General features: G+C 40.2%; 14 protein-coding genes and 2 pseudogenes. 7 read left to right on the top strand and 9 right to left on the bottom strand.

Going from position 1 to position 14,103, the window contains the following annotated elements; genetic code table 11:
• Positions 1–153 precede the first annotated feature (153 nt).
• Positions 154–1,695, bottom strand: a complete 1,542-nt coding sequence (locus ACTRWI_RS07230; protein WP_499130135.1) for a DUF3360 family protein — start codon at positions 1,693–1,695, stop codon at positions 154–156.
• 784 nt (positions 1,696–2,479) lie between these two features.
• Here ACTRWI_RS07230 and ACTRWI_RS07225 point away from each other — a divergent pair.
• The 4 genes from ACTRWI_RS07225 to ACTRWI_RS07210 all read left to right on the top strand — a co-directional run bounded on the left by ACTRWI_RS07225 (position 2,480) and on the right by ACTRWI_RS07210 (position 5,680).
• The gene (locus ACTRWI_RS07225; protein WP_499130134.1) at positions 2,480–3,250 is read left to right on the top strand and encodes an ABC transporter ATP-binding protein; all 771 of its coding nucleotides are present in this window, start codon (positions 2,480–2,482) and stop codon (positions 3,248–3,250) included.
• A gap of 159 nt (positions 3,251–3,409) precedes the next feature.
• On the top strand, positions 3,410–4,180 hold the full coding sequence (locus ACTRWI_RS07220; protein ID WP_499130132.1) for an ABC transporter substrate-binding protein: 771 nt from the start codon (positions 3,410–3,412) through the stop codon (positions 4,178–4,180).
• Between the two features lie 79 nt (positions 4,181–4,259).
• Complete coding sequence (locus ACTRWI_RS07215; protein WP_063524191.1) at positions 4,260–5,000, top strand: ABC transporter permease; 741 nt, start codon at positions 4,260–4,262, stop codon at positions 4,998–5,000.
• Between the two features lie 14 nt (positions 5,001–5,014).
• A complete protein-coding gene (locus ACTRWI_RS07210) occupies positions 5,015–5,680 on the top strand; it encodes an ABC transporter permease (protein ID WP_499130130.1) in 666 nt (221 codons plus the stop codon).
• A 72-nt stretch (positions 5,681–5,752) separates the two neighbouring features.
• Here ACTRWI_RS07210 and xthA read toward each other — a convergent pair whose 3' ends face one another.
• From xthA to ACTRWI_RS07190, 4 genes and pseudogenes are all read right to left on the bottom strand, one after another.
• Complete coding sequence (xthA, locus tag ACTRWI_RS07205; RefSeq protein ID WP_499130129.1) at positions 5,753–6,559, bottom strand: exodeoxyribonuclease III; 807 nt, start codon at positions 6,557–6,559, stop codon at positions 5,753–5,755.
• Positions 6,560–6,685: 126 nt separating this feature from the next.
• A pseudogene (locus tag ACTRWI_RS07200) lies at positions 6,686–7,177 on the bottom strand (tyrosine-type recombinase/integrase); the annotation flags it as partial.
• A gap of 5 nt (positions 7,178–7,182) precedes the next feature.
• Positions 7,183–7,323: pseudogene (locus ACTRWI_RS07195) on the bottom strand (phage integrase); the annotation flags it as partial.
• 397 nt (positions 7,324–7,720) lie between these two features.
• Positions 7,721–8,011, bottom strand: coding sequence for a hypothetical protein (locus tag ACTRWI_RS07190; RefSeq protein ID WP_499130127.1), 291 nt, complete (start codon positions 8,009–8,011; stop codon positions 7,721–7,723).
• 384 nt (positions 8,012–8,395) lie between these two features.
• On the opposite strand from ACTRWI_RS07190, the gene ACTRWI_RS07185 reads away from it, so the two are divergent.
• The gene (locus ACTRWI_RS07185; protein ID WP_499130126.1) at positions 8,396–8,965 is read left to right on the top strand and encodes a porin family protein; all 570 of its coding nucleotides are present in this window, start codon (positions 8,396–8,398) and stop codon (positions 8,963–8,965) included.
• A 641-nt stretch (positions 8,966–9,606) separates the two neighbouring features.
• Here the strand turns inward: ACTRWI_RS07185 and ACTRWI_RS07180 are convergent.
• A complete protein-coding gene (locus ACTRWI_RS07180) occupies positions 9,607–10,215 on the bottom strand; it encodes a redoxin family protein (RefSeq protein WP_499130124.1) in 609 nt (202 codons plus the stop codon).
• Positions 10,216–10,719, bottom strand: coding sequence for a thiol peroxidase (tpx, locus tag ACTRWI_RS07175; RefSeq protein WP_499130123.1), 504 nt, complete (start codon positions 10,717–10,719; stop codon positions 10,216–10,218). It abuts the gene before it with no gap.
• A 1,152-nt stretch (positions 10,720–11,871) separates the two neighbouring features.
• Between tpx and ACTRWI_RS07170 the strand changes: the two genes are divergently transcribed.
• Together ACTRWI_RS07170 and ACTRWI_RS07165 are read left to right on the top strand one after the other, a co-directional pair.
• Complete coding sequence (locus ACTRWI_RS07170) at positions 11,872–12,603, top strand: AAA family ATPase (RefSeq protein ID WP_499130122.1); 732 nt, start codon at positions 11,872–11,874, stop codon at positions 12,601–12,603.
• A gap of 44 nt (positions 12,604–12,647) precedes the next feature.
• Positions 12,648–12,902, top strand: a complete 255-nt coding sequence (locus ACTRWI_RS07165) for a hypothetical protein (RefSeq protein WP_499130120.1) — start codon at positions 12,648–12,650, stop codon at positions 12,900–12,902.
• A 190-nt stretch (positions 12,903–13,092) separates the two neighbouring features.
• On the opposite strand, the gene ACTRWI_RS07160 is transcribed toward ACTRWI_RS07165, so the two are convergent.
• Together ACTRWI_RS07160 and ACTRWI_RS07155 are read right to left on the bottom strand one after the other, a co-directional pair.
• Positions 13,093–13,596, bottom strand: coding sequence for a hypothetical protein (locus tag ACTRWI_RS07160; RefSeq protein WP_499130118.1), 504 nt, complete (start codon positions 13,594–13,596; stop codon positions 13,093–13,095).
• 168 nt (positions 13,597–13,764) lie between these two features.
• Positions 13,765–14,103 (bottom strand): hypothetical protein (locus ACTRWI_RS07155; protein WP_499130116.1); only part of this gene is annotated, 339 nt, incomplete at its 5' end.

Genomic DNA, 14,103 nt, shown 5'->3' with positions numbered 1-14,103 from the left:
TACTCTATGTAATCAAGACTACGCTAAAAAATTTCTGCAAACCTTAAACTAAATCAATAAATGCTAAAGAAAGTTAAAAAAATTTGAGTGACAGGGGGGGGGGCACCCAAACTTTTTTTTAATCCGGTTACTACTTTTGTGTAGTAAAGGAGATTATAGCCAAGCTTTTAGACCATATTGGTTTTCTAGCATACCAACTGCAAGCATTGCTACTAGACAGATAACCAAAACACTAACTGGGATAACAATCTTGTCTACGAATGATAGACGCTTAGCACGCTCCTTATCACCAATTAGACCGTTGTTATCTAGGAGCATAGTCAGTGCCCATGCTAGTACAGGATTAACGACCGCAGAGCCGAAGATACAGATACCAGCTGCTTGAGAATCTTTTGAATCTTTAACCATCTGCATACCCGCTTCAAGTAAAGGTAGGGATACACCTACAAGTAGAGCAACACGCATCACTGGTGGCCATACTGCTACGTCCATTGGGAAGCCAAGAATCGCAACAATAATACATAGAGAGCCAAGCAAGATTGCGCCGCCAGGGATTGGACGTTTCGCGATAGCCGCTGGGATCATGTAAGTACCCCAAGATGAAGTGATGTTACCACCACCAACTGCTGTACCTACCACTTGACGAACTGAACACATAGTCATTGTGTCATCAACATCCATCAGAACTTTTTCAGACTTTTTAGGGTAGTTCAGTTCTTGGAAGATACGATGACCTAGGAAGTCTGGTGACCACATTGCTATCGCTAGGATTGCAAATGGTAGAGAAGCGATGAAGTGCTCAACGTTTGGTAAACCAAGCATCCAACCTTCTTCAGTCGAACCCCACCAGTAGATTGGGTTTAAGTTTGGAATACCTGTTTCAGTTACGAATTTTATATCGAAACCAGCACCAAGTACTAAAGCAATAGCTAGACCAGTGAAAGCACAAACAGGGATTGCTAACCAACGCTTGTTTACTTTAGCAAGGAATGCGTAAAGGCCGATGGTAACGGCAAGAACAATCAAACCAATGTAACCCATGCTACCAGCGGCAACAGTGTCAGACTGAAGATCAACTGCCCAAGCTTGAATTGAGTTGATTTGGCTCATTGTACCGGTTAGACCCAAGAAGATGAGCAAGCCACCCGCAGTACCTTCAGAAGTCAGGTTGACGAGCTTAGACCCACCTTTAAGGAAGCTTAGGATAAGACCGAAGACACCGATTAGGATTGCCAATGCAAGAGGGTGAGCACCAGCGAGAGCGATGGTACCGATAAGAGGAATCATTGGGCCGTGGTTACCGGCGAGGTTTGCTTTAGGGTTGAAGAAACCAGAAGCAAGAATACAAAATAGCAGTGCAGGGATAAGCATTTCTACACGAGCAACTTCGATAGCAAACTCTTTACCAAGGTTTACGTGATCCCAAGCTTGAGTTAGACCTTCGGCCCAAGACATCATTACTGCAGAGTACATCGCGATGATACCAATGGTACCAGCCAGTGCAGGAATAAGGTCTTCGAGTTCAAAGCGGAAATCACGGCCTGGAAGGTTTAGGCCAAAGCGACGAGGCTTCATGATTTGAAGTTCGTGATCTAGATAATTTGAGCGGTTCTCAAATTCAGAAGCAGGACGGTGTAGCTCTTTATAGCTTTTCTCATCTACTTCAGAGTTCGAATTATTGACAACGTCTGACATAGATTCCTCATATTTTTATGTTAGTAATTCAAAATTGAATTCTATAATTTCGCGTAATGGTGTTATTTCTTAGTTGTAACTCATTAACATTTATTACACGGTGTTGATGTGATTTATGCAGCTAAGTTAATAGAGATGTATGGCATTTTTGATGCCTTATTGTGTGTTGAGGAGTCTAACAAGCTTACCCTTTAGGGTGATTGATCTTGATCACTTTATGAGTATTTATGAAAGAAAGCTACAGAATGCAGTGTTCAATTAACGTAATTTTGATGAATCGTGTAATTTATTTTCATAAATTGATGTTTCCTTCCTTTTATAAAGCATAGCTATTGGCGGAGTGCCTGACTGGTTATTATTGAGTTATTTCATTTTTAATTACTTCAACCATACCTAGGTCAACCGTTTACAATACGGGAGCGTTAAAATAATTGTGGCTCATAGAGTGTGTCGCTTACTGAATCCGCATTTATGGTTTCGCTTTCAACGACACTTCTTTGTTCACCAAACTTGTTTTTCTTGTGAGACATTGGGTTACGAGAATCTCATTTTGGTTAACTTTATTTAAACAATGTAAGCGTCGGATTTATAGCTTGTTGATAGAATATATTCATAAAATTGAGCTGAAAGCGCTGTCTTTTACATAGTTAGTCAGGATTAAGTGCTATTTATTCTCAATTGTTAGGTTAATAATTTGTTGCATGTTAATCCGTGTGGTGCTAATTTGTATCGCATGAAAAGGTCGGAGTACCTTGCATTTTCACAAACTTGGGAGAGAAAGCGCATGAAAGATGTACCGGCGCTGGACATAAAGGATCTACACAAAACGTTTGGTCAAAATGAAGTTTTAAAGGGAATTTCACTTTCTGCGCATAAAGGCGATGTGGTATCGATTATCGGATCTTCAGGTTCGGGTAAAAGTACTTTCCTTAGATGTATCAACCTTCTAGAGACACCTACAGCAGGCGAGATTTGGGTTAATGGTGAAGTAATTCAGATGAAAAATAACCGCCAAGGTGTATCTGTCCCTGCTAATGAAAAACAAGTTCAACGAATCCGTTCTCGTTTGGCGATGGTTTTTCAGGGCTTCAACCTTTGGTCTCATCTGACCGTTCTCGAAAATGTTATTGAAGCACCTGTCCAAGTATTGGGTGTACCTAAAGCACAAGCTATTGAAAATGCAGAGCTACTACTTAAGAAAGTAGGCCTGTATGAGCGTAAAGATTACTATCCGGGTCACTTATCTGGTGGACAACAACAACGTGCTGCGATTGCAAGAGCGTTAGCGGTTGATCCTGAAGTAATGCTGTTTGATGAACCAACATCTGCACTTGACCCTGAATTAGTTGGGGAAGTGCTTGGCGTAATGCGTGATCTAGCAGAAGAAGGAAGAACCATGCTTGTGGTAACACATGAAATGGCTTTTGCTCGTGACGTGTCAAACCATGTGATGTTCTTACATCAAGGCTTAGTGGAAGAACAGGGCGATCCAGCTAAACTGTTTACGAACCCAGAGTCTGAGCGATTACAACAATTTATCTCCTCGATCTATTAATTGGTCTTGGCAGTGAAAGGCGAAATAGAACAGAATTGAAACATTACTGCTAAGGTGAATGGCAGTTATGTAAACAATGAAACACAACAACACAGTTCAATACGCAAAACAATATTAAAACTAGCAAAACATAAAAACCTAAATCACAGGAGTAGGGATATGAAAAAGTGGTTATTAGTCGCGGCACTTGCTGCAACAGCGGCAACAGGTGTAGCTCAAGCGAAAGAATGGAAAACAGTACGCTTTGGTATTGAAGGTGCTTACCCTCCATTTAGTTGGACAGAAGCAGATGGTTCACTAAAAGGCTTCGACGTAGACATGGCTAACGCGCTTTGTACTGAAATGCAGGTGCAATGTAAGATCGTTGCACAAGACTGGGATGGTATCATCCCTTCCCTACTTGCTCGTAAATATGATGCGATCATCGCGGCAATGTCTATCACTGAAGAGCGTAAGAAGAAAATCGACTTCACTGGCAAATATGCACTTATTCCAAACAAGTTCATCGCTAAGAAAGGTGCAGGCCTTAACTTCGATGACCTAAGCGGTCAAAAAATTGCCGTTCAACGTGCAACAACTCACGATAAATACCTAACAGACAACTACGGTGACACGGTTGAAATCGTTCGTTACGGTTCTTTCGACGAAGCTTACCTTGATCTAGCAAACGGCCGAGTTGTCGCTGTACTAGGTGATGCTTCTGCTCTAGAAGAAGGTGTACTGAACAAAGCGGGCGGTGAAGCGTACGAGTTTGTTGGTCCATCACTAACCGATCCTAAGTGGTTCGGTGAAGGTTTTGGTATTGCTCTACGTAAGCAAGATAAAGACCTAACCAAGAAGCTAGATGCGGCAATCCTTTCTCTGCGTGAAAAAGGCATCTACCAAGATATCGCGGCTAAATACTTCAACTACGACGTATACGGTCAGTAATCCCTAGCGTCAATTCTTAAGGGAGAGGCAATCCTCTCCCTGTCTTACCAACTTTTTCGCAGTTCTGTTGGAATTCATTATGTTTGATTTACAAGGATATGAAGTATCGATCCTGAAAGGGGCGTTGCTTACAATCGAAGTTGCTTTGCTGTCGCTCATTTTAGCTATGGTGCTCGGTATGTTAGGAGCCTTGGCAAAGCTTGCGCCATATCGCTGGGCTCGTGCTATTGCAACTCTATACACAACCGTCATTCGAGGCATTCCCGATCTCGTGTTGATGATGCTGATTTTCTTTGGTGGACAGATCCTTTTAAACAACAGTTTGTATTCCATCAATGAGTGGCTCAATGAGTGGTTCACGTCCAGTGATCCTAACCATGAGTGGACCTCTTACTTACCAGATTATATTGATGTCAGCCCCTTTGTTGCTGGTGTCTTAACCATAGGCTTCATCTTTGGCGCCTACATGGCAGAAACGTTCCGTGGTGCGATCATGGCTGTCGACAGCGGTGAAATGGAAGCAGCAAAGGCTTATGGTATGAGCCCTGTGTTAGCTTTTCGTCGTATTCTGCTACCACAAATGATTCGTCACGCTTTACCTGGTTTTGGTAACAACTGGTTAGTTTTACTTAAAACCACGGCTTTGGTTTCCATTATTGGCCTAGAAGATATGGTACGTGTTAGCGCACTAGCTGCCGGTTCAACTAAGATGCCATTTACCTTCTACATGGCAGTGGCACTTATCTTCTTGTTCTTCACTAGTGTATCGACTGGTTTACTTAAACTTGTTGAACGCAAATTTAGCATCCACGCGAGGTAGTTATGGACTTTTCATTGATAATTGAAAGCCTACCGATTTACCTTGGTGGTCTATGGACAACGGCTTGGATGGTTTGCGTCGCTTTAATTATTGGCTTGTTTGTTGCCATACCATTAGCTATCGCTCGCAACAGCCACAATATGTTGATTAACGCACCTGCGTGGTCGTTTATCTATTTCTTCCGTGGCACCCCTTTACTGGTACAGCTTTACTTGATTTATTACGGCATGGATCAGTTCTTCCCAGTGAAAGACACCTTGTGGGAAAACGCTTGGTTCTGTGCGTTGGTGGCATTTATCCTGAATACTTCTGCTTACACGGCTGAGATTATCCGTGGTGCAATCAACGGCTTACCTAAAGGTGAGGTGGAAGCGGCAAAAGCATATGGCATGAGTACACCGAAGACTTACCGTCGTATCATTCTACCGAGTGCTTTACGTCGTGCACTGCCAGCTTACAGTAACGAAGTTATCTTCATGCTTCACGGCTCTGCGGTAGCAGGTATCGTAACCATCATGGATTTAACAGGCGCAGCGCGTTTGGTTAACTCACGCTACTATGCTCCATTTGAGTCGTTCTTAACAGCTGGTCTATTCTACATGGCGCTAACGTTTATTATCATTGCTATCTTCAAATATGCAGAGAAACGTTTCCTCGCCTACCTAAGACCACTTAGTTAATAGCATTCTGCATAGTTAACAAAACGGCGCTTATTGAAGCGCCGTTTTTATTATAAGAGTTCGTTTAACTGGTTACTTAAACGTTGACCAAATCGGTGCGTGATCGGAGGGTTTTTCGATACCACGGAGTTCGTAATCGATGCCTGCTTCAGTACACTTATCAGCAAGTTTTTGAGTTGCTAGTACCACGTCAATACGGAGGCCGCGGTTGTCTACAAAGCCTTTTGAACGGTAATCAAACCACGAGAATTGATCATTAACTTCAGGGTGCAGTAAACGGAAACTGTCCACAAAACCCCAATCCATCAATGTTTTTAGCCATTCACGCTCTTCTGGTTGGAACGAACACTTACCTGTTTTCAACCAACGTTTAGCGTTTGGTTCACCGATACCGATATCTGCGTCGATAGGACTAATATTGATGTCACCCATCACGATGATTTGCTCATCTTTATTGTGATTGTCGTTCAGGTAGGTCATCAAGTCTTTGTAGAATTCACGCTTGTATGGGTATTTGGTTTCATGCTTGATGTTATCCCCTTGAGGGAAGTAGCCATTGAGCACAGTAACCTTTTCGCCATTTTCATCTTCAAACGTCGCCATGATCATACGTTTTTGATGGTCTTCATTATCTGTTGGGAAACCCTTCTGCACAGAGATAGGCTCTTGCTTACACAGCATCGCGACACCGTAATGTGCTTTTTGGCCATGGAAGTAGACCTTATAGCCCATTGCTTCTACATCTGCAATTGGGAAGGCCTCGTCGTGTACTTTGATCTCTTGTAAACCAATCACGTCAGGTTGGTGTTTGTCGATAACCGCTTGCAGTTGGTGAAGGCGCGCTCTTAGGCCATTGATGTTGAAGCTAATTACTTTCATTTATTCTTATACCTCTTGCAAACCCTTATGATTACTTATTTATCAAGGGTTTGTTGATTTAGTGAATGTCATGGTTAACCGTATTTAACCATGCTTAGTAAATTCCATCGCCACTTTTTGAGGGTGCTATAGGCTGTATTGAGTGACGGGGTTAAAGGTGATTGCGTCACTTAAATGGTTCGGGGAAAAGTGAGCATAAATCATGGTTTTCTCAATTTTTTGATGCCCCAGAATATTTTGCGAAACTAAAATATTACCACCATTCATCATAAAATGGCTGGCAAAAGTATGGCGCAAAACATGAGTGGCTTGACCCTTTGGTAAGTCGGGTAGGGCTTTTGTTAGCCACTTATGCGCGACACCATAACCGCAGCTAAAAAGCTTATCATTTGTTGGCTTGTGAAGCTCTTTGTAAAGCTTGTTTGATATTGGAACGGTTCGGTTTCTTTGACCTTTAGTATGAGTGAAAGTCAGCTTGTGCTTAAGCAATTGGCTTCCTCTCATTTCGACTACCTCATTGATACGTGCCCCAGTCGCTAAACAGGTTTTGAAAATGGTAGTGAGCTCTTCACTGACTTTGCTTTCTTTAATAACTTCAAACAAGTGCATGATTTGCTCTTCACTTAAAAAGTAACTTCAGATTCTGCTCTTTTAATGGGCTCTACACCATCAATAGGGTTAGGTAACTTCCATTCCTTGAACTTGATTAACTTGTTGAATATAGACTTTAACCAGGCAATATCACCATTGTTTGAGCTGATGGAAAGGCTGCTTTTACGGCCTTGGGGGTTGCACTCGCAAAGCCAAGGTTTCTTGCTGCCGCCTTTTAGGTTTCTTGCTGCCGCCTTTTAGGTTTCTGATAGACATAAAAAGTCCGAAAAAACTGGTTATAAACACAGTTCAATTCGGGTGGTTTTTATAGGTAATGTTTTAAATACTTATATGCAAACAATGCTAATTGAAGGGCTCTCGTGAATTTTACACGACAGCTGCTTTGCGGGGGCCATGCTGAACAGTTCTTGCACGCTGGTAAACTAAGTGTGATCACACTTAGTATGATCGTTCTCTAGCAAGTTTTTGGACAAAAACACGTCAGAGTATGGTTTTTAACGTGGGTAATTTAGATTAGAAAAAGTGCCTTGAACGCTTGTATGTTTGGCACTATTTTAATTCATCTAAAGCCTCATAACATTCAGCGCTAACTTTTAAGTAAGTACCTTCATCTAAAGCTATCGTATGAAATTCTGAGTCACCGTCATCATTGACTAAGTTTACTTCAAGCCATATTTTCCCATACTCATCGATATACCAAACTCGCCATAATAAATTCGATTGAACAAGAATTTCATAAATCTTATAAGTTCGATATAAATCTGAATTGGTATCCCTCGACGCTTCTATCAAATCGTCTGGAATTTCAACCACATGAACCAAGTAATCAATTTCAATCATCAAAGCTCCAAATTTATTTGCTACGAAAACATAACGCTTGCTATACGATTTTGCGCCGTCACTTGTGATTCTACAATGCAGCCTTTTCAATGAAATCTCAACCAATACTCAATAGCTTATTTTTAGCTATTGAGTATGAGTTGATTCTCGCGCTAAGAAGGAATGGGTGCTTTTGAGCTAGAAAATGATCGCACTAGCAAAGAGTTTGCTTTAGGTGCGTATTGAGTGAAATATGTCTGACAGACAACGTTAGGATCACAAATTACACTAAATTTAATTAGATACGTTTCGCTTTGTGCTTTCACTTGCATTTATGTGTACAGTGAATAGAATGCTACGCACCATAACATATGGTTAAATAATGTTACTTCAAGAGGATCTCTAATGAAAAAAGCAGTAGTACTCGTAACTTTGGCACTTGCGTCAATTTCATCTTTTGCTAACTCAAGCGAACTAGCTGAGGGCTGGTATCTTGGTGGTGGTGTGGGTAGCACAGGCTTTGACATTGACGGTTATGAAACCAACGTTAAACCTGACGGTACTGCACTGAAGATGTACGGTGGCTACCAGTTCAACCGAATCGTGAGTGCAGAGATGGCTTATAACTATTACGGCGATCTGAACTATAAGCAAGGAGGTCAAACCGCGGCCTCACCTACCAGTATTTCTCTATCTGCTAACCTAGGTTATACCTTCGACAGCGGATGGCGCCCGTTTGCGATTATTGGTTTGTCATCAGTTGATCTAGATACAAAACAATCAGCAGGCTTTGACAGTGATACGGGAACGGGTGTCCATGCTGGCCTGGGTGTTGAATATTCGCCTAAGTCTATAGATGGTTTAACTTTGCGCCTCGCGTACGAAGCAGATACGTTTGAGGTAGAAACAACGGGTTACTACACCCAAGACTATACCGTTGATGCCGTCTACTTTGGTGCTAGCTACAACTTCTAATGAGAAGTTTAGGGCGTGAAAAGGCAACCTATTGGTTACTGCCGAACGTTTCAAGTATTTGAGCAAGCCTCAAAAGATTTCATAATCGGCCTCAGCATTGTTGAGGCCGATTTTTATATCTGCGTGTTTCAACTCCTAAGACCATCATACCTTTCTGGACAACCCAAATGGCTACTTATACGTGGGTGCTCTGCACCAGTGAAACCGGACATCAGACTAAAGGGCAAATGCTTTCAGTCGCTAAAAAACGTTGTTCATAATCCCTATTATGAAAAGAGTATGACTTTGCCACCAAAAATAAATCTCAGACTGCCTCAAAGGCTCTAAGCGAGTTCATTTGAGCAAAGAACTGTACTCTGATAACCATTTTTCATTCTTTATGAGTTTGGGGTGTCGGATTATTTATGTATGGTCAAGATTCACCCAGTAGATGGCGTAGGCGTTTGGGCGAAAGCAATAATGAGGTAAAGACGTGTTTGCCGAGATCGGCGTCAGCACGTCTTTAGACTAAAGTTGTTTTCGAAAAGTATTATAATAGCAATTCTTGAATCATTTAAGGTATACAGAAATGAAAAAACCACTCTCATATAAGAGTGGTTTTTGCGCTCACAACCCATATAAATGAGTACTATGATATCAGCTTATAAGTATGCCTTTGCTGCTCGTACCGCTTCTTTAAGGTCCGGAATTGTAGTCAGCTCTGGAACCCTTTGCGTATAAACAACTTTATTGGATTTATCAACAACAATAATGCTTCGTGTTAACAAACCTAATTGTTCAATCTGAGAACCTGTTTTCAAACCAAACTGATGCTTTGACGAGTCAGAAAGGTATGTAATACCTTGTAAATCATGGTCTTTAAGAAAACGCTGTTGAGCAAATGGTGTGTCAGCGCTAATTGCAAATAGTTCAATACCGCTCAAGTCAGTTTGATTTTCTGAAAAGTACTTATCTAAGTCAATAGCTTGTTGAACACAAACGGGCGTGTCTACTGAGGTCAATACGCTATAAATCTTCACAGATTTATTGTTCGAGCTAGTATCAAATGGCTTTAACTCAGATGTCACCAATTGAATTGATGGCATGTAATCTCCGACCTTGATACCTTCACCAGACAAGCTGAACTTATTTGTTTTTTCTAAAGTTACTACCTGGTCTTTACCAAATTCAGCATTTGAATCTGTAGTACTAAATTGTGCAAAAGCATTTGTTGAAATAACCAAAGATGCTGCTAATAATAACTTGTTCATTTATTGTACCAATGTTTTGATTGCAGCGTCGTAATTTGGTTCATTTGTAATCTCTGATACTAACTCACTGTGAGTGACTACACCCTCATTATTCACACATACTATTGCACGGGTTGTTAAACCTCTCAAAGCGCCTTCAGGAATAGCCACTCCGTATGACTCTGCGAAACCTTCACTTCGGAAAGTAGACGCATGTTGAACATTAGCGATTCCCTCAATTTCACAGAAGCGGCCTACAGCAAAGGGTAAGTCAGCTGAAACACACAAAATAGTTGTGTTTTCAAGTTTCGAAGCTTCTTCATTAAATCTCTTAACGCTAGCAGCACAAACAGGTGTATCAATACTTGGGAATATGTTGATGATCACGTTCTGGCCCTTTAGTGATGAAAGTGTCAGATCTGATAAGTCAGAAGCAGTTAGAGTGAACTCTTTAGCCTTCTCACCTGTCATTGGGATCGAACCTACAACTTTTACTGGGTTTCCTTGGAAAGTTACTTGCATCATATCTGCCTTATTTGTTTATTATTTAATAGCCATGTAAATACATTAGGGGCGTATCATAAAAACTTAATATTAATTTGGTGTCAACTTAAAACGACACATCAGACCACTCTTGGCTTAAACCTTAAAAAACATGTACTTATTATCTCTATTAGGTAAAAGTGATTCTTCAGCCATTGAAAATGGATTTGATGTATAATTCGGAAAGAAAAGCTTACATACACAATAGAGAGAATAACTTTACAATATCGGGAAAAATCGACATCTTTTTTTGTTGAACATTATTCCTATTACGTTCAATTTCGTGGCTCCATACCGAAGAACAGATCCCTTTGGGGAGCTGTTTATTGTCTCATTCTGGATTATCACCAAGATAATCTTCACCAGTAAAACTGCATATCAGCCTGAAAGAAAATCTTTAGCAAACCACAAAAAGTTCGGTATACATTTTCCCTGTTATGGCAAATATAAGATTTTGCTATCGAAAACAACCCGTGAGGCGTCTGGAGCACTCTAAGCGAATCTTTTGAACACTTGTTGAAGGCTGTATGTACAATTTCGCCATGAAATTTTGTGGCGTTTTCTGAGTGATTTACAGGGCAAGAATTTGCGAGGTCATTTGAGTCAAGAATTGCACACTGACACTCATTCTTCGTACTTTGTGAGTGTTAAGGGCTTTGATGAGTAATTCGATGGAACTAAATCAGGAAGTTACGATCTGATCGGCTATATTAGTTAATCATCGTAGCCTTATACCTCAATCTCGATACAAAACAACTCATTGGAAGCAGTACATAAAGCCTTAATCAACCGTGGTTCTCTGAGCTGTTGGGTTGATGAGGAGGTGATAGCCAACGCGATAGTGGATGAAATCACACAGAATGCTCAAGTGGAAGACACATGCGGCAGCTCAGCCGGGAGCTATAAAGTGCAAAAGGACATGAGTTAAACCATATGTCATAGCCTCCAAATACACATATACTTCAATGTAGTATTCGCCAAAAATCCAACGCCCTCAGCTGTGTAAATAACAGAAGGAAGAGTAGTTGAAAGTTGAATTTTATGTAATGTTTTGCCTACTTAAATTAATATTAAGCTGAACTCTGCGTTCTCAACATAAACTAACAAGTGAATAGGACTTGGTTCAAGGAAAAAATGCTTTTAGAAGATAAACCTTACCTAAGGGAAATACAGTTAAAGCGAGATGATATTGATAGCTTTGATGACTACCCTTTTTGCATTCCAGCCGTCAAGGAGTTGGACCATCTAGAATTTCATCCTGATGTCACGTTCTTCGTAGGTGAGAATGGGACAGGGAAATCTACTCTTATCGAAGCGATCGCAGTTGCACAAGGGTTTAACCCAGAGGGAGGGACTAAGAATTCAACGTTTTCGACGAGTCATACACATTCACAACTGCACAAATTTATCAAATCTATAAAGAGTTTTAAGCATCCTAGAGATGGCTATTTTCTTCGAGCAGAGAGCTTTTATAATGTCGCTACATTGATGGATGAAACTGGGTATTTAACAGGTTATGGGGGGAAATCTCTTCATCAGCAATCTCACGGTGAATCATTTATGGCAACACTAATAAATAAGCTCCGTGGTAACGGTTTATACATCATGGATGAACCTGAGGCTGCGCTATCACCTGCACGCCAGATGGCTGCGATATCTGCCATACATCAACTAGTAGAAGAGCATTCTCAGTTTATAATCGCTACGCACTCTCCAATTTTATTAGCGTACCCTAGAGCTAAAATATATCAGTTTTCAGAAACTGGAATATATGAAGTGGCTTATGAAGACACTGAACATTATGCTGTTACTAAAAACTTCCTAGAGCGTCATGAACAGATGATGAATATATTAATGAAACCGTAGTTTATTACTTAAATCAATGAGCTAATTTAAAGATGGATTTGTCAATGAAAAATAAAATCACAGTTTCCTATGTAAGTGAAAATAATGAACAGATAAAACTGAGTTTATCAGAAATTAATATACACTTAGTTAATGAGCAAGTTTTAACCATTTCAAGTTCTCATAGGCAAAGTGATAGTGGTATTACAATATCAGAACATAGTAATAGCAAAGAAATTGATAGAGCATATTCGTTGCTACAAGTGACACCTTGTGCGTGTAATGTTATAGAAGTAAATACTGAGCTTTGTAAAGATTAGACTGCAATTGGGTTCATCACCCTTATACAAAATAAACGCGAAACACTCTATACCTGAGTATATTACGGGTATGAAAAAGGCAGCAAATGCTGCCTTATTACACATTGTACACCTTAGAAATTAATATAAAATCGCAGGTGATTTAGCTTTAATTTTGGTTGCCGTATAACTTGAGTTGAGAATCGGTAATTCACTTTTTAACCATTACTTTTATTTCACGAACTATAGAGTTGGCTGGATAAAAGATACCTTGATTACTTCCTAATTGGTGCCACTGATATGATTCATCATTAGCATTTTTATTGTTACCAATTACGATTTTGACGTTCGTTGTATCTTGAATGGATTTAACCTTGTTTTCAAGAGCTTTAAACGGTGCAGGTGCATCCGCTTTTGTGTATATAGTGCTCTTAAAACCTAGCACCCAATCACCACTTTGATTAGTGTTATAATACAAACTGTGTTTTGGTTGACCTAAAATCCCTATCAATTGTTCACGTTGGCTTTGTGTTGCGAAATAGAAATTAAACGGGAACTTTGTGCAACTGCTGGAATAACCATCACTACATAAATTATTTAAATCAGGGTAAGGGATAGGAACGAGTTTTTCCCATAGCGTCTTATTTAAACCCAGGTTTTCAGATGCTTTAAAACCATCAAGTGTGGCTTCAGCCCCCTCAGCATTCTGTATCATTACAGGGTGTTTTGAAGGAGCTGGTATTTTGGAATCATATTGTTCAAGGAACGACTGGGTTGGCGTGAAATAAAATTTTACTGGATAGTGAGGGTGAGATACCCCACTTGGGTACGGATCTGTACTGAAAAAACTCTAGATTGCCTTTATACTTCGTAGAAACTGATCTCAGCCCAATTTGTCGCTAATTTGAAAATGAAAACCTTTGTCATCACGCCCAAGTCGAATTGGGTTATTTGTCGCGTCCGAAAAAGTGTTATCTGCCTGTGTTCCTTTGTTTTTTGACTTGTCCTTCATATCGAAATTGAAGGTAAAGAACATCATTTCATCGTAAGAGTAATTTATTTTAGTGAAATGAAAATCTTTGATCCCATACTGACCAAACTTAGAAAATTCATTGATATGTTTAGTTTTCAAAACAAGATCTTCTAAAGAATCAAACTTCCCATCATTATTCAAGTCGAAATAAACACTGACAACTGGAAGGCTCTTTGACAACATAGGTGT

It is taken from the genome of Pseudoalteromonas sp. G5_S1_14_S5, from assembly GCF_054968605.1.
Note: the sequence above shows the minus strand (reverse complement) of the source record. Positions and strands in the feature narration are given on the sequence as shown.